The sequence below is a fragment of the Vibrio sp. OPT20 genome (assembly GCF_963889365.1).
In the GTDB taxonomy this organism is placed as follows: Bacteria; Pseudomonadota; Gammaproteobacteria; order Enterobacterales; family Vibrionaceae; genus Vibrio; species Vibrio splendidus.
In genome coordinates this window covers 91,062-116,758 of record NZ_CAWPOA010000109.1, presented here as the reverse complement: position 1 = coordinate 116,758, position 25,697 = coordinate 91,062, and the positions used below count along the sequence as shown (strand labels likewise).

At 44.6% G+C, this 25,697-nt stretch carries 21 protein-coding genes; 16 read left to right on the top strand and 5 right to left on the bottom strand.

Translation table 11 applies throughout. The features are described from left to right. The first annotated feature begins 60 nt into the window (after positions 1–60). From AACR09_RS24380 to gntR, 10 genes are all read left to right on the top strand, one after another. On the top strand, positions 61–1,170 hold the full coding sequence (locus tag AACR09_RS24380; RefSeq protein WP_102481483.1) for a putative 2-aminoethylphosphonate ABC transporter ATP-binding protein: 1,110 nt from the start codon (positions 61–63) through the stop codon (positions 1,168–1,170). A 21-nt stretch (positions 1,171–1,191) separates the two neighbouring features. Next, entirely contained in the window at positions 1,192–2,901 is a 1,710-nt protein-coding gene (locus tag AACR09_RS24375; RefSeq protein ID WP_371704956.1) for a putative 2-aminoethylphosphonate ABC transporter permease subunit, read from the top strand. Positions 2,902–2,969: 68 nt separating this feature from the next. Beyond that, positions 2,970–3,674 carry a phosphonate utilization transcriptional regulator PhnR gene (gene phnR, locus AACR09_RS24370; RefSeq protein WP_017064815.1) on the top strand — a complete coding sequence of 235 codons (705 nt, stop codon included), beginning with the start codon at positions 2,970–2,972 and terminating at the stop codon, positions 3,672–3,674. A 141-nt stretch (positions 3,675–3,815) separates the two neighbouring features. Continuing rightward, entirely contained in the window at positions 3,816–4,718 is a 903-nt protein-coding gene (locus tag AACR09_RS24365; RefSeq protein WP_108086730.1) for an EamA family transporter, read from the top strand. Between the two features lie 200 nt (positions 4,719–4,918). Then, entirely contained in the window at positions 4,919–5,935 is a 1,017-nt protein-coding gene (locus AACR09_RS24360; RefSeq protein WP_009845626.1) for a TRAP transporter substrate-binding protein, read from the top strand. A gap of 65 nt (positions 5,936–6,000) precedes the next feature. Beyond that, a complete protein-coding gene (locus AACR09_RS24355) occupies positions 6,001–6,558 on the top strand; it encodes a TRAP transporter small permease subunit (protein ID WP_193834597.1) in 558 nt (185 codons plus the stop codon). Then, a complete protein-coding gene (locus AACR09_RS24350; protein WP_010428786.1) occupies positions 6,551–7,873 on the top strand; it encodes a TRAP transporter large permease in 1,323 nt (440 codons plus the stop codon). The genes AACR09_RS24355 and AACR09_RS24350 overlap by 8 nt, the downstream gene beginning before the upstream one ends. A 123-nt stretch (positions 7,874–7,996) precedes the next feature. Next, positions 7,997–8,494, top strand: a complete 498-nt coding sequence (locus AACR09_RS24345; protein WP_102538040.1) for a gluconokinase — start codon at positions 7,997–7,999, stop codon at positions 8,492–8,494. 3 nt (positions 8,495–8,497) lie between these two features. After that, complete coding sequence (gene gndA / locus AACR09_RS24340) at positions 8,498–10,006, top strand: NADP-dependent phosphogluconate dehydrogenase (protein ID WP_193834595.1); 1,509 nt, start codon at positions 8,498–8,500, stop codon at positions 10,004–10,006. 139 nt (positions 10,007–10,145) lie between these two features. Then, on the top strand, positions 10,146–11,147 hold the full coding sequence (gene gntR, locus AACR09_RS24335; RefSeq protein ID WP_017079677.1) for a gluconate operon transcriptional repressor GntR: 1,002 nt from the start codon (positions 10,146–10,148) through the stop codon (positions 11,145–11,147). A gap of 115 nt (positions 11,148–11,262) precedes the next feature. Here gntR and AACR09_RS24330 read toward each other — a convergent pair whose 3' ends face one another. The 3 genes from AACR09_RS24330 to AACR09_RS24320 all read right to left on the bottom strand — a co-directional run bounded on the left by AACR09_RS24330 (position 11,263) and on the right by AACR09_RS24320 (position 15,593). Then, positions 11,263–12,045, bottom strand: a complete 783-nt coding sequence (locus tag AACR09_RS24330) for a siderophore-interacting protein (protein WP_102511610.1) — start codon at positions 12,043–12,045, stop codon at positions 11,263–11,265. 200 nt (positions 12,046–12,245) lie between these two features. Continuing rightward, positions 12,246–13,724 (bottom strand): peptide MFS transporter, encoded by a 1,479-nt coding sequence (locus AACR09_RS24325; protein ID WP_193834593.1) that lies wholly within the window; start codon positions 13,722–13,724, stop codon positions 12,246–12,248. A 498-nt stretch (positions 13,725–14,222) separates the two neighbouring features. Further along, on the bottom strand, positions 14,223–15,593 hold the full coding sequence (locus AACR09_RS24320) for an L-serine ammonia-lyase (protein ID WP_193834592.1): 1,371 nt from the start codon (positions 15,591–15,593) through the stop codon (positions 14,223–14,225). Between the two features lie 311 nt (positions 15,594–15,904). On the opposite strand from AACR09_RS24320, the gene AACR09_RS24315 reads away from it, so the two are divergent. Then, positions 15,905–16,783 carry a YdcF family protein gene (locus AACR09_RS24315; protein WP_193834590.1) on the top strand — a complete coding sequence of 293 codons (879 nt, stop codon included), beginning with the start codon at positions 15,905–15,907 and terminating at the stop codon, positions 16,781–16,783. 4 nt (positions 16,784–16,787) lie between these two features. On the opposite strand, the gene AACR09_RS24310 is transcribed toward AACR09_RS24315, so the two are convergent. Beyond that, positions 16,788–17,465: a hypothetical protein gene (locus tag AACR09_RS24310; protein WP_065205912.1), complete on the bottom strand. Its 678-nt coding sequence runs from the start codon at positions 17,463–17,465 to the stop codon at positions 16,788–16,790. 211 nt (positions 17,466–17,676) lie between these two features. After that, complete coding sequence (locus AACR09_RS24305; protein ID WP_050711834.1) at positions 17,677–17,931, bottom strand: putative hemolysin; 255 nt, start codon at positions 17,929–17,931, stop codon at positions 17,677–17,679. 370 nt (positions 17,932–18,301) lie between these two features. On the opposite strand from AACR09_RS24305, the gene AACR09_RS24300 reads away from it, so the two are divergent. The 5 genes from AACR09_RS24300 (at position 18,302) to AACR09_RS24280 (ending at position 25,692) form a co-directional block, all read left to right on the top strand. Beyond that, positions 18,302–18,820 (top strand): NUDIX hydrolase, encoded by a 519-nt coding sequence (locus AACR09_RS24300; protein WP_017085453.1) that lies wholly within the window; start codon positions 18,302–18,304, stop codon positions 18,818–18,820. 489 nt (positions 18,821–19,309) lie between these two features. Continuing rightward, positions 19,310–21,418 carry an LruC domain-containing protein gene (locus AACR09_RS24295; protein WP_193834589.1) on the top strand — a complete coding sequence of 703 codons (2,109 nt, stop codon included), beginning with the start codon at positions 19,310–19,312 and terminating at the stop codon, positions 21,416–21,418. A 13-nt stretch (positions 21,419–21,431) separates the two neighbouring features. Next, positions 21,432–21,929, top strand: coding sequence for a hypothetical protein (locus tag AACR09_RS24290; RefSeq protein ID WP_004730171.1), 498 nt, complete (start codon positions 21,432–21,434; stop codon positions 21,927–21,929). Positions 21,930–22,150: 221 nt separating this feature from the next. After that, positions 22,151–23,914 (top strand): ABC transporter ATP-binding protein, encoded by a 1,764-nt coding sequence (locus tag AACR09_RS24285; RefSeq protein WP_193834587.1) that lies wholly within the window; start codon positions 22,151–22,153, stop codon positions 23,912–23,914. Then, positions 23,908–25,692 (top strand): ABC transporter ATP-binding protein, encoded by a 1,785-nt coding sequence (locus tag AACR09_RS24280; protein WP_193834585.1) that lies wholly within the window; start codon positions 23,908–23,910, stop codon positions 25,690–25,692. The genes AACR09_RS24285 and AACR09_RS24280 overlap by 7 nt, the downstream gene beginning before the upstream one ends. Positions 25,693–25,697 lie beyond the last annotated feature (5 nt).

The following is a 25,697-nucleotide window of genomic DNA, read 5'->3' as shown; positions in this document are numbered from 1 at the left end:
CACTCAACTGCAATATTCTCAGTTTAAATTTGGTATATACCATATAGAGAGTGCTGTAGTATGAGCAACCAAACTTATTTGAATATTGAAAACGTTGTAAAGCAATTTGGCCAATTTACAGCGTTAAAAGACATCTCCCTATCGATAGATAAAGGCGAGTTCGTCTGCTTTCTTGGCCCGTCCGGCTGTGGAAAAACCACCTTATTACGTGCGATTGCAGGTCTAGACTTGCCAACTTCAGGTTCTATTGAGCAGAACGGTAATGATACGACCTTCTTGCCACCAGAAAAGCGCGACTTTGGCATCGTGTTCCAATCTTACGCTTTGTTTCCAAATCTCACTGTAGAAGAAAACATTGCGATTGGTCTGAAAAACCAAGGCATGTCGACCAAAGAAGCCCTTGAGACGGTTGAGTCTTGGTTAGAGACCATCGGCTTACCAACGTCTGGTCAGAAATACCCAAATCAGCTATCTGGTGGACAACAGCAGCGTGTTGCTCTGGCTCGCGCATTAGCGTTGTCTCCAGGCTTGTTGTTACTCGATGAACCGCTGTCTGCGTTGGATGCGAAGGTAAGAACACATCTGCGTGACGAGATCTGCCAACTGCAACGCAAGTTGGGTATCACCACTATCATGGTGACGCACGACCAAGATGAAGCCTTAACGATGGCAGACCGAATTGTGGTGATGAACCATGGTGTCATTGAGCAAGTAGGTGCCCCACAAGAGATCTACCAAAAACCCGTCAGTCGTTTTGTGGCTGAGTTTGTTGGCAGCATGAACTTCATTCAAGCTTCTGTCGCAGCGCAAGGCAAGATACGTATTGCTGAGTCGATGTTACCGTTGCCGGGTTTAGATAACCTCACGCCAAATCTGGGTGATGTTTTCGATATTGCCGTTCGTCCAGAGCAAATCCAGTTTGTGGATCGTTTTAGTGAGTCATTACCCGTGAGAATCGTATCAAGCGAATTCTTAGGGGCGTTTTATCGTGTTGAGTGTCAATTGCAACATGACTCCACGGCGAAAGAGATCATCGTTGATGTATCAGTCAAAGAGTTCAATCGATTGAAGCTGCGTCGCAGTGATATTCGTTATGTGGCGTTTGACCAAGAAGGCCTGAGAGCTTACCCATCGAAAAGCCTGCAAGTGATGAAAGACGAGGCGGCGTAAATAATCATGGAATCGACTCAAATGATGCAATCTAAGCTGCTAATTCAACGACGAGTACAGCCTTTTCTTGCTCGATTAAGTAAAGACAACGTAATCCTATTTGGGCTGTTGGCCTTTTTGTCTGTGTTCATGACGCTGTTTATCCTGATGCCACTGTGGGCAATGTTGAAAAAAAGCGTTCAGAATGCAGACGGAGAATTTGTAGGATTACAGAATTTCGCAACGTATTTTGCTTCTCAAAGCCTGTGGCAGTCGGTAGGCAATACGTTCACGCTTGGGTTGTTAGTGACCGTTGTCGTGGGAGTATTAGCGTTTGGCTATGCCTATGCTTTGACTCGTTCATGCATGCCTTTTAAGGGGCTTTTTCAAGTGCTAGGTTCAGCGCCTATTCTGGCTCCTTCATTGCTTCCAGCGATCAGTTTGATCTTCTTATTTGGTAATCAAGGTATCGCTAAAGAAGTCTTAGGTGGTAACTCGGTATACGGCTTGATTGGTATCTCACTGGGCCTGATATTCTGGACGTTTCCACACGCCTTAATGATTCTGACTACTTCATTGAGAACCTCTGACGCTCGTCTTTATGAGGCGGCACGTGCACTCAATACTTCATCGCTAAAAACCTTCTTCATGGTGACGTTACCTGCGGCAAAATACGGCTTGATAAGTACCTTGATCGTTGTGTTTACGCTGGTGGTTTGTGATTTTGGTGTGCCAAAGGTGATTGGTGGTAGCTACAACGTTCTGTCTACCGATATCTTTAAACAGGTAGTAGGGCAACAGAATTTCTCTATGGGCGCGGTGACTAGCATCCTATTGCTATTGCCTGCGTTGCTTGCATTTACCGTTGACCGCTGGGTTCAAAAGAAACAAAAGAGCTTGTTTGATACTCGCTCCGTCGCTTACCAACCAGAGCCAAACACTCTACGTGATGGCGTGTGTTTACTCTATTGCACCGTAATTTCAGTGGCTGTTGTTATCGTGCTAGGCATGGCGATATACGGATCTATGGTCACTTTCTGGCCTTGGAATAAAACGCTAACGCTAAATAACTATAACTTCGCAGAGATGAGTACTTATGGTTGGACGCCATTTTTCAACTCTTTAACCCTCGGCGCTTGGACTGCGATCATCGGTACCGTATTGATTTTCTTAGGCGCGTACTGCATTGAGAAGGGCAGAGCATTTGGTCCTGTTCGTCAAGCAATGCAAATGCTCAGTGTGGTACCGATGGCCGTTCCGGGTATGGTGTTGGGTTTGGGGTATATCTTCTACTTTAATGATTTGAGTAACCCACTCAACTTCTTGTATGGCACGATGGCGTTCTTGGTGATTAATACGGTGGTTCACTACTACACAGTCGGCCACATGACAGCGTTAACCGCATTAAAACAGCTGCCTGAGGAAATAGAAGCGACGGCGGCTTCGGTTAACCTACCGCAATACAAGCTGTTCTTTAAGGTGACGGTACCCGTTTGTCTGCCTGCGATTTTAGATATTGCGACATACCTGTTTATTAATGCACTTACCACGACATCTGCGGTAGTATTCTTGTATTCTACCGATACGATACCTGCGTCAGTTTCAGTACTGAATATGGATGATGCGGGACAAACGGGTGCAGCAGCTGCCATGGCGGTGATGATCATGATATCGGCAGCGAGCGCGAAGTTGATTCATATGTTAATCAACAAGTTATTCGAGAAGCGCACCCAAGCTTGGCGCAAACGCTAGCGAACCATTTTATATTGCAGTTGGCCAAGGAATGGCTGACGACAAGAACAAGAATAAAAGGAAATGAAGTGCAGTACGTAAAAATCAAAGACGTCATCGTAGAGCAGATAGAGTCGGGGATGTTAACACCACGACAGAAGCTGCCTGCGGAGCGCAAACTGGCTGAATCGTTTGATACAACACGAGTTACGTTACGTGAAGCCTTGTCTTCACTTGAAGCGGAAGGACGAATTTATCGAGAAGACCGACGTGGTTGGTTTATCTCTCCAGCGCCACTGCGCTACGATCCAACACAAACGCTGAACTTCACGAATATGGCTTTGTCGCAGAATCGTAAGCCGAAAACAGAGTTGGTGGCGGCGAAAGGCATTTTAGCGACCAAGGAAGCAACTAGGCTTCTTGAGCTGCAACCTTTTTCGGACGTTTATCGAGTAGACAGAGTTCGTTATCTTGAAGACAGGCCCGTTGTGTATGTGACCAACTACATTCGACCAGAGTTGTTCCCTAATTTGCTTGATTATGACTTGTCTAAATCGTTGACGGACATCTACCGTGAGCACTTTGGTGTGGTGTATCAGAAGATCCGTTACCGAGTGAGCACAACGTCTTTGCTTGGCGAAACCGCGCAAGCTCTGCGTGCGACTTCTGGTTCTCCTGCTATGGTGGTTGAGCGTGTTAATTACAATCAAGACGGTGATTTGATTGATTGTGATATTGAATATTGGCGTCATGACGCGATCAGCATTGAGTCGATCGCACAGCTAGAGCGCTAGTCATACGTTAGAACGCGTATATATCTGGAACTTTTTGGGCTTGCCCAATTGAATCGACCAAAGGTCTCTTACCAAGAGGCCTTTTTTATCACCCGTTTTCAGCGACGGCTTTTATAAGTCAGTTAATAAATTAGGAATGAAATGGAATTTTCTGCCATCGTCATCGTGATAATTTCGGCTCTGCTTCATGCGGGTTGGAACGTTCTAGGTAAATCTAATCAAGGCTCGGGCTCGTCTTTCTTCTTAGCCTCTGGCTTTGCCGCTGCCGCGATATTGACGCCTTACTTGATCTGGTATGTTCACAGTGTTGGACTGTCAAATATCTTACTTCCATTCTGGCAACTGGTTTTCTTGAGTGGGATCTGTCAAATCATCTATTTGATTGGGTTAGGCGCGGCCTATAAACAAGCTGATATCGGTGTGATTTACCCAATGGCACGGGCACTGCCTGTGTTGATGGTGGGTTTAGGCACGGTGTTGATAGGCTATGAGCTGTCACCTAATCAATGGTTTGGCTTCACCTTGATTACCTTGGGTTGTTTGTTTGTACCACTTAAGAAGTTTTCAGATCTTAGGTTAAAAGCGTATCTCAACCTTGGCGTACTGTGGGCGTTAATCGCGGCCATTGGTACCACGGGCTATTCCATCATTGATAAAGAAGCGCTTTTGTTACTCGATCCTTTGAGCACACCAGTTATAACTAACAAGCACACCGCGATTTTCTATCTAGGCATTCAGTTTTGGGCGATTGTGATTCCATTGAGCCTGTGGTTACTCGTGTCGAATCAAAAAATCGAATTTCATAATGCTTGGTTATTGCGTAAAAGAGCAACACTTGCTGGCATCATGATGGCTTCGACTTATGGCTTGGTGCTGTTTGCGATGACCATGACTGAAAATGTCAGCTTGGTTGTCGCTCTAAGGCAAGTAAGCATCATCTTCGGCGTAGTGATGGGGATCTACTTTTTAAAGGAAAAGTGGCACGCCACTCGCGGTGTAGGCGTCGTTTTTATCATTGCAGGTTTAGTTATCTCACTGACTTAAAAAGAAATTAAATCCTACCTCCAACCTATAATGTGACTTTTTAGTCACATTTTTCTTATTGATAGCAAACGTTTTACTAATGTTAAAGATGTGATCCTTCTCATAGACAAGGCTGTAAAGTTACCGGTAACATCCACTCCAACGTTACCGGTAACATATAATAACAAGCCGGACTCTGTGAAACTCATAAGGATACCCAAATGAAAGCTCTGACTAAAACGCTGATTGCTGCCTCCCTCACTGGTCTATTTGCTACTTCAGCAATGGCTGCAGACTTTAAACTTAAAATTCAATCTTCAGATCCTTCTGGTGACTTGAACTTCAAGGTTCAGCAGAAGTGGGCTGAGCGCGTAGAGACGATGTCTAACGGACGTATTGATATCGATCTTCTGCCTGTAGGCGCTGTGGTTAAGCACACAGAAACGCTAGGCGCGATCAAAATGGGCATCCTAGATGGTCACATCACAGCAACAGGTTACTTCTCTGGTAAAGATCCAGCATTTGGTCTTATCGGTAACATGGTTGGCGCATGGTCAGACACAACACAACTGCTTCAGTACATGAACTACGGTGGTGGTAACGAACTAATGACTGAACTGTATAAGCCTTACGGTGTTCAGTTCGTTGGTGCTTCTACTACGGGTGTTGAGTCTTTCATCTCTAAAAAGCCAATCGACGGCGTCGCGGATCTTAAAGGTCTTAAACTGCGTGCACCTGAAGGCCTAGTACAACAAGTGTTTGCAGCTGCGGGTGCGACTCCGGTAAACCTGCCGGGTTCTGAAGTATTTACTGGCCTAAGCAAAGGCGTAATTGATGCAGCGGACTACACGGTATTCTCTACCAACCAAAAAGCGGGCATGAACGACATTGCAACACATCCAGTTCAACCGGGTTTCCATTCACTACCGCTTATCGATATCTCTATTTCTCAGAAGAAATGGGACAAGATGCCAGCTGATCTACAAACAATGCTGCAAACATCAGTGCGTGACTTCTCTTACGACATGACGACTCAGCTGAAAATGGCTGACCAAGCGGCACTTAAAGAAGCTCAAGCGAACCCAGAAATCACTATCCACGACTGGTCTCAAGAAGAACGTAAAAAGTTCCGTGAAATCGCGAAAGGTCAATGGAAAGTATTTGCAGAGCGTTCTGATAACGCAGGAAAAGTTTACACCTCAGTGACTGTGTTCCTAGAAGAAAACGGCTTACTGTAATTCAAACTTAGTTTACTGACGGGGGAGGGCACTGCTCTCCCGTATTCTCCCAGGAAATTTGGCTCATGACCGATCAAATCCCCCACGCCCCAGCTGAAAACGACGAGCAACCAAGAAATGCGCTTGATCGTTTTGTTATAAAGTTCAGTAATCTCGTTAGCTGGTTGTTTATTTTTACTGTATTGATTTCATTTTATGAAGTTGTGATGCGTTACGCATTTGATGCCCCGACCACATGGGTACATGAAACAGCTTCTTTCATCGGTGGTTCTTTATTCATTATTGGTGGTATCTACGCGTTTGCTGCGAATAAGCATGTACGTGTGGTTCTTATCTACGATTCAGTGTCTAACCAAGCACGTAAGTATCTTAATCTTGTTCACCACATTGTTGGTTTGGCCTTTGCAGGCATGCTGGCTTACGCGGCTTACTTTACTGCGGAAGAAGCGTGGTTTGCACCTTGGGGTGAATTCCGTCTTGAGACATCAGGCTCAGTGTTAAACGCGCCTTATCCTGCGTTGTTGAAAGGCCTGATCTTTGTCGTTTTGTGTGTTCTTGTTGTCCAGTTTGTATTACACCTAATCCAAGAGTTGATGGGTCTAAGGAAGAATGACGATGTTTGATTTATCTTCTATTGGTATCGCATGGGGCAGCTTGCTCATGCTGGTTATGATGATTGGCTTGCTACTGACCGGTATGCAGCTAGCGTTCGTAACAGGCTTTGTCGCGATTTTCTTCACTCTATGTTGGTTTGGTCCTGATGCCCTGCCTTTGATCGCAAGCCGTACCTACAGCTTTGCTTCTGGTTATGTGTTCCTCGCAGTACCGATGTTTGTATTGATGGCCGCTTTACTAGACCGTTCGGGCATTGCTCGAGATTTGTTTGATGCAATGAAATCTGTCGGCCGTAAGGTTCGTGGTGGTGTGGCAGTTCAAACGCTATTAGTAGCGGTTCTATTGGCTTCAATGTCAGGCGTTATCGGTGGTGAAACCGTTCTTCTGGGTATTCTTGCACTGCCACAAATGCTTCGTTTAGGTTATGACCGTAAGCTTGCTATTGGTACAACCTGTGCAGGTGGCGCACTTGGTACCATGCTTCCGCCAAGTATCGTACTGATCATCTACGGTATGACAGCCAGCGTATCGATTGGCGACCTGTTCAAAGCGTCTTTCTTGCCAGCGTTTATCCTTGCGGGCTGTTACATTGGCTACGTATTGATTCGCTGTAAGCTAAACCCTTCTCTTGCACCTATTCCAAGTGATGATGAGACAGAAGAAGATATCGCCAATCAGCCAAGCTACTTCAAAGCTCTGTTCTTCCCATTGCTTTCTGTCGCAACGGTTTTGGGCAGTATCTACACAGGTATCGCATCAGTAACAGAAGCGTCTGCTTTGGGTGTGGTTGGTATCATGATCAGTGCGTTAATCCGTGGTGAACTGAACTTCAGCATGTTGAAAGAGAGTGCCATCGCAACCATGCGTACCTGCGGCATGATCATGTGGATTGGTATCGGTGCAAGCGCATTGGTTGGGATCTACAACCTGATGGGCGGCATTGATTTTGTTGAAGAAACTATTCTTGCGCTCAGTGGCGGTAACGCGACAGTAACGCTATTAATCATGATGGCTATCTTGTTGGTACTAGGCATGTTCCTTGACTGGGTAGGTGTAGCACTTCTAACAATGCCAATCTTCGTTCCAATCATCACTGGCCTTGGTTTTGACCCAGTATGGTTCGGCGTTGTGTTCTGCCTAAACATGCAGGTGTCGTTCTTGTCACCACCATTTGGTCCAGCGGCTTTCTACCTGAAATCGGTAGCACCAAAAGACATCAGCTTAGGTGAGATTTTCTCTTCACTACTGCCGTTCATTGCACTTCAAGTATTGGTGCTGGCACTGGTTATTATCTTCCCTCAGCTCGCGCTTTGGTGGCAATAACAGCAAAGGTTCCAGAGCGAATCTAATGTTCAGGAACCGATCATCAGCAACACAAGTTTAACTATTAGATTAGATTCGATTGTCAGCCCCTGTTTTGGTTGGGGCTTAGGGAAGGCTTGCCTTATGAAAAGCAAAAAAATACTCGTGATGGGCGTATCTGGATGCGGAAAAAGCCTAATTGGTAGCCGTATCGCACAGGCTTTAGAGCTTCAATTCTTTGATGGCGATGACTTCCATCCGCAAAGCAACGTAGAAAAAATGCGTCAAGGTATTCCGCTGACTGACGAAGATCGTCAAGGGTGGCTAGAAACACTCAACAAGCAATACATTGAGCAGCCAAGTGCTGTGATTGCATGCTCAGCATTGAAACCTCAATATCGCGACATTCTACGAAAGAACAATGAAGGTTTAGTTATCGTGTACCTACAAGGTAGCTTCGACACCATTTGGAACCGCCACAAAGCGCGCGAGAACCATTACTTCAATGGTCAAGAAATGTTGAAAAGCCAGTTCGCAACCTTGGTTGAACCGAATGAAGCCGATGCGTTGTTTGTTGATATCTCACAAGATGTCGAACAGGTAGTACAAAGTGCACTCAAACAAATTAAGAAGATAGGCTAAACCATGACTCAGTTAAAAAACGACATCGCGATGATTGGTTTAGGAGTGATGGGCAAAAGCTTAGCGCTCAACCTATTGGATAACGGCTTTAACGTTGCTGGCTTTGATTTGAATACAGACAACATTGAACGTGCCAGTACAGAAGCAAAGCTGCTTAATGAATCGTTTACTGGTAAAGGCCAGTTCACAAAAGGGACTAGCCTTGAGCATGTGTTGCAAGGGCTAGCTAAGCCGCGTGTAATCGCTTTGTCGGTTCCTGCTGGAAAACCTGTCGATATCGTCGTGAATAGCTTGCTTGATGCTGGCTTAGAAAATGACGACATTGTTATCGATACAGGTAACAGCTTATGGACAGATACCGAGGCACGCGAAGTGAGCTACAAAGGCAAGCTTCGTTTCTTCAGCACTGCTATTTCTGGTGGGGAAGAAGGCGCTCGCGTTGGCCCGGCGCTCATGGCGAGTGGCGACCAATCGGCTTGGCAATATGTGAAACCGATGTGGGAAGCGATTGCTGCAAAAGTGGATGCTAATGGGCTACCGGTTGCTCAGTTTGAAGCGGGTGAAGCGTGCGCGGCGTATGTTGGTCCTTCAGGCTCTGGGCATTACGTTAAGATGGTTCACAATGGCATTGAATACGCCGACATGCAGCTTATCTGCGAAGTGTATCAGTTCATGCGTGATGTACTTGAAATGCCAGCTCAAGAGATTGGCCAAGTTTTCGAGCAATGGAATACAGGCGTACTTAATAGTTACCTGATGGAAATCAGTGCCGACATTCTTCAACAAGAAGATGTGGTGACGGGTAAGCCATTCGTTGATGTTGTGCTTGATAAAGCAGGGCAGAAAGGCACGGGATTGTGGACAGCAGTTAACAGCCTTCAAGAAGGGTGTCCAACCCCAACCATTACTCAAGCGGTTTATGCACGTGCGATGAGCGGTCAGAAATCACAACGCGTTCAAGGCAGCAAGCTTCTTAAAGGCAATGTTGCCGATGCGAGTCAGTTGGATAAAACAGAAGTTATTTCTGAGCTTCATGATGCTCTATATTGCGCCAAGTTGTCTGTTTATGCACAAGGCTTTGATTTATTAAAGACAGCGTCAGACAAAGAGGGTTGGAATCTCGATTTCACTCAAATAGCTAAGATCTGGCGAGCAGGTTGTATTATTCGTGCAGCATTCTTACAAGGTATTACATCGGCTTATCAACAAAATGGTGAGCTGGCGAACCTGTTGTTTGACGAGGTTTTCATCAAACAAGTGGAAGAGCGTGAGCTTGCTTGGCGTATCGCCGTTGCTAACTCAGCTTTGTATGGTGTGCCGATGCCGGGGATCAGTTCAGCATTAAGCTACTTTGATTCTCTGCGCTGTGAAGTGTTACCAGCGAATCTATTGCAAGCGCAACGTGACTATTTTGGCTCACATACCTATTCACGAGTCGATAGAGATGAAGCTGAAAAGTTTCACGTGACTTGGAGTCAGTCTCCGAGAACTGAAGTAAAAGTAAACGCTTAAACAATCAATAACGCCCTCAACAAGAGGGCGTTTGTAATTTTGACGCTGTATCAACATTTTACTAAATTAGGCTTCAAATTCCACGTCAGTCGGATACACTGTTACCAGTAACATAACTCAAAAATAATAATTACTAATTATGTCGAATAAGAAAAAACGTCCAACATTACAAGATGTTGCCAACTTAGTTGGTGTCACCAAAATGACCGTCAGTCGCTGCCTGAGAGACTCTTCTCAAGTATCAGAAGCACTGCGAGATAAGATCAGCGCTGCAGTAGACGAGTTAGGTTATATCCCTAACCGCGCACCAGACATTCTTTCCAACGCAAAAAGCAATGCGATTGGTGTTTTGGTCCCCTCGTTAACTAACCAAGTTTTTGCTGAAGTTATTCGTGGTATTGAGCAAGTCACTGCGCCTGCGGGTTACCAAACCATGATTGCCCACTATGGCTATAGCGCTGAACTGGAAGAGCAAAGCATCGCTTCGCTGCTTTCTTACAACGTTGACGCGATTATCCTTTCAGAAAATGTGCACACTGATAGAGCGCGTAAGATGCTGCAGACTGTTTCTATCCCAGTGATTGAGATTATGGATTCGGTATCGCCAAGAATTGAACAAGCCGTCGGCTTTGATAACTTCGAAGCGGCAAGAGCGATGACCAAAACCATGCTCGACCGAGGGCGTACCAATATCGCTTACTTAGCGGCACGTATGGATGAACGTACTCGCTTAAAAATGGCAGGCTATGAGCATGCGATGCAAGAAGCCGACAAAACGCCAGTAACGCTGCAAACGGAAGACGCTTCCTCGTTTACTCTTGGTGCAAAGCTGATTGGTGAATTACTTGAGAAGCACCCTGAAGTGAATGGCATTTTTTGTACTAACGATGATTTGGCCATTGGTGCTTTTTACGAGTGTGTACGACGTGGTATTCAGGTACCAGAGCAGATGGCGATTGCAGGCTTCCACGGACACGACATCACAGTGGCGATGACGCCGCGTTTAGCGACTGTCGTAACACCTAGGGAGCAGATCGGTAAAGTCGCTGCAGAGCAAGTTGTAGCGCGTTTGCAAGGCAACAATGAATGGGTGGCGAAGTTAGATCTCGGTTACGAGATTGAAGTGGGGGAGAGTATTTAATTTTACACTTCGACTTTGATTTTCATCGGATTCAAACTAAGACGCCCTTAACGAGATGAACTTCGCTAAGGGCGTTTTCTATTTATCTAGCAAAAAGATGTATGTCGTAACAGGTTTAACCTGCTAAAGCTTGAGCATCTTGTTGCTTCAATACTTTGTGGCCATCTTCAGTGACGCCACGTTTCCAATAACTACTGATGTAGATGTTCTCTTTCGCGACTTCTTTTTCGTTGCGGAAGTACTGTCTTAGTTCGCGCATACTTTCAAATTCACACGCCGTCCAAATCGAAACCTGCCCCTCTAACCATTCTGTGTTGCGAACTGTTTGTGAAAGTGTTTCTTCAGTTGCATCTTCAATTAACCAAGTGACTTTTATACCTTGAGGTACTTCAAGTGTTTGCTTGTCTGCTGCTGAATTGATCTGAATGACAGCGTGGCCTGCTGCGTGTTCCGGAAGCGTTTTTACTTTTGCAGAGAGCGCAGGTAGCGAAGTCATATCTGCCACCAAGAAGAACCAATCCGATTCTAGATTCAGCCCTTGAATTAATCCAGGGCCTGCTACTGAAACCGTGTCACCTACTTCTGCGTTCATTGCCCATCTTGCAGCAAAGCCACATTGCAGATCTGTGGTGATGTGGCGTACGAAATCAACCTCAATCCACTTTTCGACAGGGTTGTACTGACGAATGGTGTAAGTGCGCATGGTTGGGCGCTCACCTTCGTTCAGTTGACTTAAATCTGTGGTGCCGAGTGGCGAGAACAAAAGCTTGATGTAGCCGCCGGCACATTCGGTTGGGTACTTACTTAATCCTTCACCGCTAAGCGTTATACGCTGCATATTCGGTGTAATTGTTGAGGTTTGAGTAACGGTTAATGTGATAGGGCTAGGCTTGCTCATATAAGGCTCTCTTAGATTTTGATTTCCACATCATAATCCTGAACAAGAAAACACTCAATACTAATAATTATCATTTACTTTTGTTTACACAAGCGCAACGTAACTTGAACCCGATATCAATAGAAACAAAAATATCGACAAAAAAAGCCCTTTAGAAAACTAAAGGGCTTGAAGTGTTAGAGCTATTTAACGTGGCAGAACTAGCTGTTTGCTTGCTCTAGTTCAATCGTTTCATCAGCGGCTTTCGCAGCGTCTAGCATCTTACGAATAATGAACGATGCTGCCATTGCGATACCAACCATTACTACCGCTAGGATAGTTAGTAGTTGGAAGTAATCACCGTAAACCGTTTGAACGATCTCTTGTGTGATCTCTTGGCCTTTCTCAAGTGCAATAGACGTTGAGAATACAGCACCAACAATGCCTGATAGTGCGATTGCGACAGAGAATAAGCTTACTGAGAAGTTCTCGATTTGCTTAGGTGCAACAGACAGAATGAATGCTACAACCATAGAACCAACAATAACCTCACCAAATGCTAGGAAGAAGTGGATTGCTAAGAACACTTCAGGGCGAATCAGAATATCTTCACCAACGGTTGTTACTGCCATCGTTAAGATACCGAAAGCGATCGCCGTCAGAATGAAAGAGAAACCTACTTTGGTTGCGGTAGAGAAATGAATGTTTTTCTTTTCTAGTTTAGAGAAGATGCCCGTAATGATAGGGCCTGCAACCATACACCAAAGTGGGTTCATTGCCATTGACGCTTCAGGGGCTACTGGGATGAAGCCGAATAGATCGCCACGCATTGTGTTGATTGCAACCATTGTCATCGACGTCATCATTTGGCCGTAGTACACGAAGAAACATGTCGTCAGGAATGTGATGATTAAGATCGTACCCATCTTCAGCATGTCTGACTTCTTCGATTTCATCATCAAAGAGACAAAGTAGATGATCGCTGCACCACCAATTGCGTATACGATGTTCTGGCCGATATCCATGTTAGAAAACATGAAGAATACCAAGCCAATCATTGCAGCAGAAAGGCTAAGGAATGCAGCCCAATGTTTAGTACTTACTGGTTTTTGGTCGATTTCAGCACTTGCTCCAACAAGGCCTTTGCGAACAAAGAGCATCATCAGAAGTGCAGCACCTGCTAGAGCAGCCGAAAGAAGGAAGCCACCGTGGAAACCAACAACCAGCACTAGCATCGGGAACAAGTACTGGCCTAAAAGCGCACCAATATTGTTGACTGAGTAGTTGATAGGATAGCAGTTTTCGAAATCTTCCTGAGTTTTGAACGTGCGTTTGTAAAGACTTGGGTAAGAAGGGGACATCAAACCACGCGCATAACTCGCTAAAGCAATACCACATAATGCCATTGGAACATTGGTCGCCGCGGCACCGAGTACCAGTAGAGCATAACCACTTGCGAACCCTAGAAAGGCAATGGTCAACGATCGGTATGCGCCTAAAAATTTGTCGGCGATGAAGCCACCTGCAATAGCAAATAGCGGTCCGATTGCAGAGAAAGCACCAACAACCATCATTGTGTCGGCTTCATTGTAGTTAAGATCTTCAAGGAAGAAACGAGTCAAGATCACCATGACGCCATAGAACGAAAGTCCAAACATCATTTGGCAGAACATCATTGATTTGTTTAATCTATTCCACATTATTTTATTCTCACATTAGTATTAAGATGTAGTGTAATAACCTAATTATAATACCATCACTAGCAATACATAAAATGAAACATGCATCCCAAACAGAACTTTACTCGATATACCTTTTCTTATGAGTGCATTGATATTTCTCATGAATGAAATTTGCAATGTTAGATTTTGATAATGGATGCATAACTGTGAGAAATTTAGCTACCTTCATTTGTGGCTAAGTAATGAACGGATAAAGGAAAAGTTAACATTGGTCATCTTATAAAATGTTCAAGTGAGTATCACTTTCAATTGGCTGTTGGATTTTAGCCAATAAAAAGGCCAGCTTGGTGGCTGGCCTTTGTTTGGATATCGAAAACTAAGTTTACAATAACGGTTCTGAGTGAGGTGATGCCTCGTCATGCGTGTCAGCGATGTATTGCGTTTCAACTATTCTCTGTATCTCGACTATTCATCGCATCTAGCTAGTCACCGCATCTAACTGGTCACCGCAACTAGCTATTCACACGGTGGCGCCATGTGGATCACCGCTAAACCACCTAAAGACGTTTCACGGTACTTCTTGTTCATGTCTTTACCTGTTTGGTACATGGTTGCGATAACCTTGTCTAACGAGATAAGACACTTGCTGGTGCGTTTTAGAGCCATACGTGATGCGTTGATGGCTTTCATTGCACCCATTGCGTTACGCTCGATACATGGCACCTGAACAAGCCCGCCGATCGGATCGCATGTCATGCCTAGAGAGTGCTCCATTGCGATTTCAGCTGCGATACAGATTTGCTCGTTGCTGCCACCGCGCAAAGCGGTTAAGCCAGCAGCAGCCATTGATGAAGATACGCCAACCTCACCCTGACAACCTACTTCTGCTCCAGAAATTGAAGCATTGGTTTTGTATAGGATGCCGATAGCGCCAGAGACTGCCAAGAAGTCTTTCAGCTGCTTAGTGTCGAGCTCTTTAATGAAACGGTGGTAGTACATTAATACCGCAGGAATAACGCCAGCCGCACCATTGGTTGGAGATGTTACCACTTGGCCACCCGCTGCGTTTTCTTCACTTACAGCAAAGGCAAACAGGTTAATCCAATCCATGATCTCCATTGGATCATTTTCAATCGAAGCATTCGCTTCCAATTTTTTCAAAAGAGCTGGCGCTCGACGAGTGACTTCTAGTCCACCATCAAGAATACCTTCAGTATCAAAGCCACGCTGCATACACAGAGACATCACCTTCCAGATTTGGTCGGCTTTTTGGTCAATCATGTCCATGCCTTGAAAAGACACTTCATTGCGAAGGATTAAGCCACCAAGGCTAAGCCCTTGCTGTTCTGACAATTCAAGTAATTGGTCGGCAGAAGAAAAAGGGAACTCAACTTGTGTTTCTGCTTCTTGCTTGCCGTTTTGTAGCTCATCAGCGGTTGCGATAAAGCCACCACCAATTGAGTAGTACGTTTCCATATCTAGAAGACTACCGCTTGCGTCAAAGGCTGAGATTGTCATGCCATTTTCATGAAGCGGAAGATTAGTTTTATGGAAGAGTAAGTCGCTTTCTACATCGAAGTGAATTTCATGGTTACCGCTAACCAGTAGAGATTTATCTTCAATCGCTTTACGCATTGCTTGGTTAGCACTGGTAATCTTAATAGTGTCGGGGCGATTACCGAGCAAACCTAACAAAGTTGCTCTGTCTGTGTGGTGACCAATACCCGTCAATGATAACGAGCCATATAAGTCGATTTGAATACGCTTCACTTGCTTAAGCTGAGCATCAATTTTTTGGGTAAAGTTAAACCCAGCGATCATTGGTCCATTTGTGTGGGAGCTGGACGGGCCAACCCCAATTTTGTAGATATCAAAAATAGACAGCATAGTAACTTCCTGTGAAGACGGTTCGATGAACGAACTCTGGTTAAAGTATATCTTTTGTTAACCTCACTTCTTTGAGTGAGCGTATTCTTTCAATGAGATTAATGTTAACAAGCGTGTAGTTCGATGAAATACAAGACCGTGCTATTTTTGCTTTATATAGCTGCACGTTGATTCTTGTGTACCTTAAGATGTTGCTATCAATAGTGAGCATTATTGCGAGCTACATTTAGGAATTTAAAAATACTTTTGTTAAGAACTATTGTATACATAATTCACTCCATCTAATCACTAAAACGAGACTTGAACATAAAATGAGCATTAATCACCTCCTTATTGTGCTAGGTAAGCGACTTAATGGGAATAAATTGACTGATGAAGGCATCAGTCGAGTTGATGCTTTGGTGGAGTATCTGGCGGGGCCTTTGGCAGAAGAGTCTATTCAGAAAACGGGTGTTGCATTTTGTGGTGGGGTGACAAAAGGTCAAACCACCTCTGAAGCGGATGCAATGCACCAGTATTTTCGAAGTCTGGAAAGCCAGCGAGAATATCCGTTTTCCTTGGGGGCGATTTTGCTTGAGCAGAATTCGACAAATACGGTTGAGAACATTCAGAACTTAGCTTCAGAGATGATTGAAAGTGGACTGTTTACCCGCGGGCAGAGTGTGAAGGTGACGTTCGTTTCGAATGACTACCATTTACAACGTATTTTCGAGATCCAATCACTAATGGACGAACAAGGCTTGCTTAAGATTTTGGTCGAGAAGTGCTCTGCACTTGGGGTCGAACTACAAATCGATCCTCAGCTAGAAGCTCATGTTGCTGTGCCATATCCTCATCAAAATACTCAAGGGCAATTGTTTTTGTGGATGGATGTGCTGACAACCTATCGAGTTTATCTTGAAGGTGTTTCTGCGGGCACATTCAAGCGAGATTTGGAGTTGGTTAGGAGGGAGCCTGAAAGACTGTCGTTGGAGGCACTGATAGCTGTAAAGGCGTTAGTAGAGGGGGCACCTCATTTTGACATCGTCGACAGCTTACTCCCAGTATTGGAGCGCTGTATCCAGCAGACTTCCGTGGGTACCGACATAAAAAAAGTCAGGGAATACCTAGCTCTACTAGATACTAACCTGACTTTATTGAATCGTTATTTAGACCCGGAATCGGATCACACACATCTCTGGTGGCGATAGATGTTTATTTCTTTCTCGTGATGCCAATAACGGTCTTTAAGCTCGCAAACGCAATCAGGCAGTAAGCCAAAAGTTCAGTGCCTTCTTCGGCGATGTTCTTAACCACGCGAACATAATCATCGCCCATAACATTGTGCCAAAAGCTGCCCATGCCAAATAGACGAGAGAACACCAACAGTAGCATTACGCCAGTAACGAGTAGGTTCATGTGTGGGGAAGCAAGAATAAGCGCAAGCTGATCAATGGTTCTTTTACCATTCTTAATCGCATAGAAAATTGCACTGCCAGCAACCAATAGGGCAGGGACAACCCATGCACCATGTACGATCTTGTCGAACCAAAAATCCATTTCACGAATGAACAACACTGCGAAGAATGCGCTGATAAGAAGAGCTGCGTGCTTAACTTCGCGCTTCTCTCTTGCTAAATAAGCAAAAGAGCCAGATGTCACGATAAGCAGTAACTGTTGCAGCATCTCGGTCGCCGAGACCTCACCAACATTGCCATTCAACAATACAAAATCAATTCGAAGTGCAAGGTTTGCGACAATGCCTATCGCTAAAACAACGAGAGCGGTTTGGCATCGTTTGTAGATCACTTGAGATGTCGATTGGGAAAGGGTGAACTCTGGCAGTTCAAACGACATTGGAGTTTGTTCATTGGTTTTAGATTGGCTTTTCATAATAATTCTATGTGTAAATATTTGTAACGGGCAGGCATTCTATCGGCCTCGGTTAGGCTAATGTCAGAGCTATGCCAGGAATAAAACAGTGTTCAATTGGTGTGCATATACGGTAAACCGCTGCCTTATGGCAGGCAGTTTACGTAACATAATTGAATTTTTAGGGGGAGGGTTTTAAAGCTTTGATATTGGAAACTTGTAATAGAAGTTATTACTTTTCAGTTTCTTGCTCATGGTTATTGCGGTAGTACTCCCATTGCTCGATACGTTCACCGTCATCGAATACACAGTAAGTTGTACGCTGATTGTTTTCAGTAACCGTGTTTAATTCACCGTCCTGTTGAACACAATAAACCGCTGCTGGGTTAGCGACTGAAACACGTTGGCCTTCGCTATATTCTGCATAGTCGTTTGCACAACCGCCTAATACAACGGCACATACAGCCATCAAACCAATCTTCTTCATGTCTATCTCCTATGTGATAACTCTATAATCGAATGCGTTAAGTTCTACAGAACCAAATGAGAAGCTCTATGAAATTAGTATATTTTAGATTTCAGAAAAGGTTGTCCTAATTTGGTCAAGATATTGAAATAGGTTGATATTTCGCTATTTTTAAGTGCTTTTTGAGTGTTTGATCAAGCTGACATAGCTGATGCTATTACAGGAACGGCCTCCGTCAATAAGGCGCTACTTGATGGTTGTTTTGACTCGATAGCCGTGGGCGAACAGCGATCAAAAGCAGAGGGTATGTGTTCTAGTGGGGGACGGAGAACCTCGAATCTATTGATGATTATGATATGATGCCGCCAAATTCAGTAGAGCAGTCAGAATCATGAGACACCTAAAAACCACCATCCACCCTGATATCGATCATCTAGACAATAAAACGGTATACAAGCGTAATGCTGCCCGCGCCATTGTATTAGATGGTGAAGACATTCTGATGCTCTATACAGAGCGTTATCACGACTACACTATTCCTGGTGGTGGTTTGGATGAAGGTGAAGATGTGATTGCTGGTATGGTGCGTGAACTCGAAGAAGAGACAGGCGCGAAGAATATCCATAGCATTAAGCCGTTTGGCATTTTTGAAGAGTTCCGTCCTTGGTATAAAGACGATGCGGATATGATGCACATGATCTCTTACTGCTACTCATGCAAGATTGATCGCGAGCTGGGTGAAACGGCTTACGAAGACTACGAAGTGAAAAACGGGATGAAACCGGTGTGGCTGAATATCCATGAAGCGATCGCTCACAACGAAAAAACCATGGCTGAGAGCTCTAAGAAGGGCATGAGCATTGAACGTGAAACCTTTTTGTTACATCTCATCGCAAAAGAAATGCTGTAACCCTTTTAATAAATCGAGACTGTTTAAAAGTAGAATATTTTTAAACAGTCTTGCTAACCATGAACGAACAATAATACCTACCCCTTTACTTGACCAAACACATCGTAGTTTGAGTTTTAAGCAAAACGCCTCCAGCCCTTAAACAGCTTATCCGGTTTCCAAACAGCATAGAACGTTGATGTATCTAACAGACTTTCAAATTGATTCCTATTTTGAATATATGACTCATCAGCCTCAGTTTGAAAAGTTAAAAACAAAAATTAACCTTTATTTTCATGTTCTTATCCTTATTTTTCACTTGCACGAAAACTTGGCTTCCCTTTTGCTTTATTGAATATGCAGCTTGTTTACTCGGCATCAACACTAATAGACCAGCACTTGATTCGTTCCACCATTTACTTGTTTGAATCACGTTTATTTAATCTGCCGTTTTGAGTTCAAGTACTTTTCAAGGAATTCGCCTTAGCGAAGATAAAGTAGAGGTTTATTATGAAATACAGACAGGTTATTTCCCTTATCACAGCGGCAGTCAGCGCCCCTCTCTATGCAACGTCCGTTGATCTAGACTTTTCTAACCATATTGAATCAACAAATTTGAGCACTTGGGCGGGCCCTTCTTACGATGGCACGGTCATTCATTTTTTGAATGTGGGCACACACAATGGAAAAACGATAGATGCGAAAGTGAGCAGTGAAGTTTTTGGTGATGCTACGTTTTTATTCCACACGCCCGATTATAAAGAAGGCCCGGATCAGCCAGACGGAGACATTGGTTTCCTTTATCAAACGAATTCTGCGGGCGCAGCAGGCCTTATCTATACATTCGAATTTTATGACGGAACTGACGGGTTATCTGGCACGTTTTCAGAACCTTATACCGTTCCAGAGTTCGATATGATTGGATATGACATTGATGGCGAACCCGTTCAATCAGAGCAAGTTCGTGTGTTTAAAAGTGAAGGTTTTTACAGCTATCAAACAGGTTCTGCTGGCGCGAGTTTAACCGCTGAGGAAAGCGAAGATGGAGATTCGGTTTTGTTCAGTGGGCCGGGTACAAATTACTCCGAAACCGATACTTCAGGGGCGGTTAAATTTACGTTCAAAAACACCTCGATTGTCACCCTACAATTTGAAACGGTGACGACAAGCGGTAGTAGTTTCCCAAATCCCATTTTTTCCGCGTTCGATGGCAACTGGGATCTCTCCGGATTCACCACTCCAATTGAAAGCTCCGATGAATCTGATTTCGGAGACGCTCCTGATAGTTACGGCACATTGCAGGCAAGTAATGGTGCTGAGCACGCGGTCTCTTCAATACTATATCTAGGCGCGAGTATTGATGCAGATACCGATGGACAACCCGGTGCGTCATCAAATGGCGATGATTTGGATATTGGCGGGAATGATGACGACGGTATTACCTTGTTATCTAACCTAGAGATAGGGCTGGATAGCCTAATCAACGTAAATGTTGTGGGAAGTGGTTATCTTCAAGCGTGGGCTGATTGGGACATGGATGGGGCATTCGCTGATGACGAGCAAATACTGACAAATCATGCAGTAGTGGATGGTAGTCAAGTTGTTCCGATTCGTGTTGGTGATGATGCAGTTGTTGGTGTCGTTCAAACTCGCTTCCGCCTAGCAAGTAGCCCGAACATTCCAAGTGATGGTTATGTAGGCGATGGCGAAGTAGAGGATTATGTTTTCAATGTAACTGACCCAGGAACCACTATCCAACATTCAAATTACTACACAGCGGCGTTCGAAGATAATTGGCCAGAAGTTGGTGACTTTGACTTAAATGACGTCGTGGTTTACTACCGCACTACCATTTTAAGTAAAGATGACGCAGTGCTTCGAATGGACATTACGGGAACCATAATGGCCTACGGTGCTTCTTATGGTAATGGACTAGGATGGAAGCTTGATGGCTTCGATGAGTCAGATGTTGATCTTCAAACGGCTCGAGTGCAAAAGAATGGCGCGACTCGAGTAAATATCTCGCCGTTTACAGGTGAGGACAAAAATGTTGCATCGCCAGGAGGAGACCTCGTTGTTGTCGCTTCGTTGAACCTAAAAAATGATCTTCCGATTCACGGTGAGTGCATGTTCCACCGCACTAATCCTTCTTGTAGCCCGACGTTAGAAGCTGACCAAATGACGTTCAGCATTTCTCTACCGTTTGCTTCTGGAAGCGAGCCGACAGTGAGTTCACTGATGCCATTAAGTGGCTTCGACCCATTCATCTTTGGTGCGGGAGCTGGTTATTACCACGGTGACAGTTTCTCTACATCTCCGGGTAAAGATTTAGAAATCCATACCGCAGACTTACCACCAACGTCTCGTGGCACGTTAGTGAGTGATTTCTATGGCATCGCGCAAGACGATTCAGACCCATCTAGTGATAAATACTATCGAACTACGCAAAATATGCCTTGGGGTATCTTAATTTCATCTCCTTGGAATCATCCATCAGAGTACATCGATATCAGTGAGGCATACCCAGACTTTGCTGAATGGGCGACCTCAGGAGGTTCTTCAAAACCAACCTGGTACTTGGACCCTAACGCCAACAAAACTTGGTCTACTGAAGATTAATCAAGGAGGATTTATGAATACAACTAAACTAATGCTGAGTAGTGTAACTTTGGTCTTTCTTACTGCGTGTGGCGGAGGTGGTGGTGGCGGCTCAACCACTTCAACGCCAAGTTCAGTAGCCCCTCCAAGTAGCGCTCCTGCTGGGGTCAGCAACGCGGTTACCTCTAGCGTTACACCTGTACAGCAAGCGCTGAAATCAGTAGAGCTATCCGTACCGGAAGGTTTTGACTTCTCTACCGAGAGAGAGGTTGTTGTGAGCGTTGACGTAGCAAGTTCACAAAGCTCTCGAGGCTTTATGAGTATCTACACTGATTTTAATGGTGAGGTTGTCGATTACACCTCACAAGTGTTGAGAACACCGATAAATGAGGACATTGATTTTTCTACGACACTGCTTCTTCCTAATCATGTCGATAGAGTTTGGGTAGAGGTATGGTATCCATCAGCGATGGGAAGTGAAGTGAAGCGTTTAGTGGATATTGAAAACGGGCAGGTAGACGTTATTCTTTAAAGCGAATTTTTCATATAATCAGATATTTGCCGCCATTTTTGGCGGCAAAGTTGTTTCTAGCAATGCTAAAATGTAATAGCGGTAATCAATTATTGAATATGGTTGATATTGTCAACTAAGTGTTTTTGATGTATCTTTACCTCAGTGATGACCCTATCTAGCTTAACTGCCCGGTCATATCGCTAGTTCTCGCTGTGAGCCTGCCCTAAACAAAGAATACTATGAATAAAAGACAGTTTATTGCCCATTATCTGCGCATGAATCGCACCTCGTACTTACTAGCGATTGTGTTCATTTTTCTCGTCAACTGGTTACAAGTAGAGATCCCTCGTTATATCCAATTGGCGATAGATTTGATTGATGACGCTTCTTCAACTGGCCATCAGCAACTGCAAAGCTATGTTTGGATTGTAGTCGGCATGTCTGTCGCCATGGTGGTGGTGAGAATTCTGTCTCGTATCTATGCGCTTAATCCGGGGCGAATTACAGAAGCAGCGCTCAAAAGTACACTTCTACAAAAGCTGAATCGTTTACCAAGCAGCTTTCACGAACGCTTTGCTTCGGGTCGACTGATCTCGATTATCAACAACGACCTTAGTGGGATTCGACTGCTGTTTGGCGTCGGCTTTTTGCAGTTCTTCAATGCGTTGCTTGCGTTGTCGCTGACGCCTCTTTACATGTGGCGCATATCGCCAGAACTCACACTGTATTCGATTATTCCTATCTCAATCGCTTTTGTGATTTTCCGTGTGGGCTTCAAGCGTATGAAAACGCTGCATTTAGAACACATGAAGCGCCTACAAAACCTGTCTGCCCAGTTAATGAGTTATCTGTCTGGGATTGACTTGATTAAGAGCCAGCAGATGTCACCTTGGGTGAAAGCCGAAACTGAAAAGCTGAACCAGTTATTGCTTGAATGCCGCCTTAAAATTACACGCATTCAAGTCTTCTTTATGCCGGTACTCGACTACGCCAATGACCTGATGAAAATCATCATTCTTGGGCTAGGTGGCTACATGTTAATGAGACAAGAACTCACACTTGGTGAGATTACCGCCTTTCTAACTTACTCAGTTTTGCTCGCTATGCCATTGATGCAGCTTGGCAGAATCGCGACCATTTATCAGCGTGGCATGGTAGGCATTCAAAGTGCACAAACCATTCTTAATGCCAAAGTCCCAGAGCTAGATGAAGATAAGCTTACTGAATTAGATGTTGAATCGCTGAAGGGAAAAACGTTTTCTGTTCGCAACCTCAGCTTCAGCTATTCAGGTGAAGATCGCGTGATTCTCGATGACATCAGCTTTGATATTCCAGCAGGTAAGAAAGTGGGTGTGTTAGGCGGGATCGGAGCGGGTAAAACGACATTAGTGAACTGCTTGAACCATCACTTGGATGTACCAGAAAGTTCGGTTTTTCTTGGCGAAAGAGATGTCACTAGCTTCTCACGCAGTGACTTGCGCCGTTACGTGAAAACCGTGACTCAAGACCCTTTCCTGTTTTCAGCAACCGTCGAGGACAATATCCGCTTTGGCAGCTTAGATACTGACTTGGCAAAGAGTCAGGTTGATGAAGTGTTGGAGCTCAGTCAGTTGGCCAGTGATGTGACACGTTTTGAACACGGCGATCAAACCTTAGTTGGTGAGAAAGGGATCATGTTGTCAGGCGGCCAGAAGCAGCGCTTAAGTATTGCTCGCGCTTTATTACAACCCACCGATCTGATCATCATGGACAACGTTCTATCGGCCGTCGACTATGAAACAGAACGAAAGATCTTGGAAGGCTTGTTTAAGCGCTTGGAAAGTCAATCAGTACTTGTGGTTTCACACCGTGTTAATGCCCTTGAATATATGGATGAAATCATCGTGTTGAACGAAGGTAAGGTGATCGCGAAGGGCGACCATGCAACGTTATTGAAAACGTGTGATTACTATTACGATACATGGCAGTTACAGCAGAATGAAACGGAGGCAGCAGCATGTTAAAAGGTGTTGATCTTAAGTACCTCAAGCACTTTTTTAAGTTTGCTAAGAAATACAAACGCTCTGCGATTCTAGGTATCGCTATGCTTCCGCTCTCTGTCATTACAAGCTTATTGTTTCCTTGGCTGATCATTCAAGTGATTGATGTACATCTGAGCCATGGGGATATGGATGGACTGCTCGAGTATGTCTTCTATCTAGTCGCAGTTCTGGTGGCGAGTTATGTGGTGGATACTATCTATTCATATAACCTGCGTAAAACGGGTCAATATACGATAACCGACATGCGTTCAGTGTTGTTTGCTCGCGTGCTTAAACTGCCACGTAGCTATTTTGATAACACACCGATTGGCGTAACACTTTCACGATTAACCAGTGACTTGGAAACCATCGGCGAGACATTTGTTCAGTCGGTTGTAGGGCTAGTTAAAGACAGCATCAATACCATTGCTCTGTTGGTGATGATGTTCTTCATTGATTGGCAGTTAACGATGATTGTGTTGATCATTATGCCGCCAGTGATGTATTTGACGGTGTATGTGAGAAACCGACTTCGTGCTCTCTATAAGGTGACTCGTTCTTCGCTGGCTCGCGGTATTGGCTTTTTACAAGAAGTCTTATTTGGCATGAAAACCGTTCAGATGTACCGAGCAGAAGAGCAAGTCGAGCAACGCTACCAAGGCTATACCGATGAGTTTTTAAGAGCGCAGAAGAAGATCAATAAATACGATGCGATTTTGTTCTCGTTTATCTCTGGCATCACCTCTATCACCATCGCAATTATGATCTGGTATGGCTCTGAGCAAGTGATAGAAGGGGCACTCACCTTAGGTGTGTTGATCGCATTCATCAACACTTTAGAGAAAGTGTTTGTTCCTATCCGTGACTTTACTTCGCAGATCGCTTCGATTCAGAGTTCATTTGCAGCGTTTGACCATATTGAAGAGCTGTTTGTTGAGCCGACTGAAGAGAAAGGGCGCAACTTGCTGCCATCTAACAAGGTTGAGAAACAGCTCGAACAGTTTGTGAGTCTTGAGTTTAAGAACGTGAGCTTCCGTTACAAAAACGACTCTCCCTACGTTCTAAAGAATGTCTCGTTTGTATTGGAGAAAGGGCATCAAATCGCGCTTGTCGGTTCGACGGGGTCGGGCAAGTCGACGATTCTGCGTCTGATCTCTAAAACCTACCAAGACTATGAAGGCAGCATTTTGTTGAATGGAATAGAGCTGTCGCAGATCTCAAGCGAAGACTCTGCTCATTTGTTCTCAATGATGATGCAAGACGTGCACCTGTTTGAAGAGACAATCCAATTCAATATCGCGCTGGGCAAAACGCATCTATCTAGAACGGAGGTTGAACAGGCGGCGCGCTATGTTTATGCCGATAAGTTTATTGAACAATTGCCACAAGGTTATGACTTCCACTTGGAAAAGAACGGCTCCAACTTGTCTGTGGGGCAAACGCAGCTTATTTCGTTTGCTAGAGCGGTTGCACAAGGTGGACAACTGATGATGCTTGATGAGGCGACCAGCTCGGTAGATTCAATCACCGAAGACCTCATCCAAAAAGCGATGCAGCGTCTGTTTAAGGAAAAAACCGTGATTGCGATTGCACACCGTTTGAGTACCGTTCGTCACTCGGATACGATTCTGGTATTGGAACAGGGTGAAATTGTTGAGCAAGGTAATCATCAACAGCTAGTCGCACACAATGGAATTTACGCAGGGTTATTGAAGGAATCGATTGTCGAAACGGGCGATTCTCAAGTTACGGTAGCCTGATTGCC

Excerpts from the sequence above, each read along its gene's own strand:
- AACR09_RS24375 (WP_371704956.1), top strand. The coding sequence starts at position 1,192 with ATGATGCAATCTAAGCTGCTAATTCAACGACGAGTACAGCCTTTTCTT.
- AACR09_RS24295 (WP_193834589.1), top strand. The coding sequence starts at position 19,310 with ATGAAATACAGACAGGTTATTTCCCTTATCACAGCGGCAGTCAGCGCC.
- AACR09_RS24300 (WP_017085453.1), top strand. The coding sequence starts at position 18,302 with ATGAGACACCTAAAAACCACCATCCACCCTGATATCGATCATCTAGAC.
- AACR09_RS24290 (WP_004730171.1), top strand. The coding sequence starts at position 21,432 with ATGAATACAACTAAACTAATGCTGAGTAGTGTAACTTTGGTCTTTCTT.
- AACR09_RS24365 (WP_108086730.1), top strand. The coding sequence starts at position 3,816 with ATGGAATTTTCTGCCATCGTCATCGTGATAATTTCGGCTCTGCTTCAT.
- AACR09_RS24305 (WP_050711834.1), bottom strand. The coding sequence starts at position 17,931 with ATGAAGAAGATTGGTTTGATGGCTGTATGTGCCGTTGTATTAGGCGGT.
- AACR09_RS24330 (WP_102511610.1), bottom strand. The coding sequence starts at position 12,045 with ATGAGCAAGCCTAGCCCTATCACATTAACCGTTACTCAAACCTCAACA.
- AACR09_RS24315 (WP_193834590.1), top strand. The coding sequence starts at position 15,905 with ATGAGCATTAATCACCTCCTTATTGTGCTAGGTAAGCGACTTAATGGG.
- AACR09_RS24350 (WP_010428786.1), top strand. The coding sequence starts at position 6,551 with ATGTTTGATTTATCTTCTATTGGTATCGCATGGGGCAGCTTGCTCATG.
- AACR09_RS24285 (WP_193834587.1), top strand. The coding sequence starts at position 22,151 with ATGAATAAAAGACAGTTTATTGCCCATTATCTGCGCATGAATCGCACC.
- AACR09_RS24360 (WP_009845626.1), top strand. The coding sequence starts at position 4,919 with ATGAAAGCTCTGACTAAAACGCTGATTGCTGCCTCCCTCACTGGTCTA.
- AACR09_RS24355 (WP_193834597.1), top strand. The coding sequence starts at position 6,001 with ATGACCGATCAAATCCCCCACGCCCCAGCTGAAAACGACGAGCAACCA.
- gntR (WP_017079677.1), top strand. The coding sequence starts at position 10,146 with ATGTCGAATAAGAAAAAACGTCCAACATTACAAGATGTTGCCAACTTA.
- AACR09_RS24280 (WP_193834585.1), top strand. The coding sequence starts at position 23,908 with ATGTTAAAAGGTGTTGATCTTAAGTACCTCAAGCACTTTTTTAAGTTT.
- AACR09_RS24310 (WP_065205912.1), bottom strand. The coding sequence starts at position 17,465 with ATGAAAAGCCAATCTAAAACCAATGAACAAACTCCAATGTCGTTTGAA.
- AACR09_RS24380 (WP_102481483.1), top strand. The coding sequence starts at position 61 with ATGAGCAACCAAACTTATTTGAATATTGAAAACGTTGTAAAGCAATTT.
- AACR09_RS24345 (WP_102538040.1), top strand. The coding sequence starts at position 7,997 with ATGAAAAGCAAAAAAATACTCGTGATGGGCGTATCTGGATGCGGAAAA.
- gndA (WP_193834595.1), top strand. The coding sequence starts at position 8,498 with ATGACTCAGTTAAAAAACGACATCGCGATGATTGGTTTAGGAGTGATG.
- AACR09_RS24320 (WP_193834592.1), bottom strand. The coding sequence starts at position 15,593 with ATGCTGTCTATTTTTGATATCTACAAAATTGGGGTTGGCCCGTCCAGC.
- AACR09_RS24325 (WP_193834593.1), bottom strand. The coding sequence starts at position 13,724 with ATGTGGAATAGATTAAACAAATCAATGATGTTCTGCCAAATGATGTTT.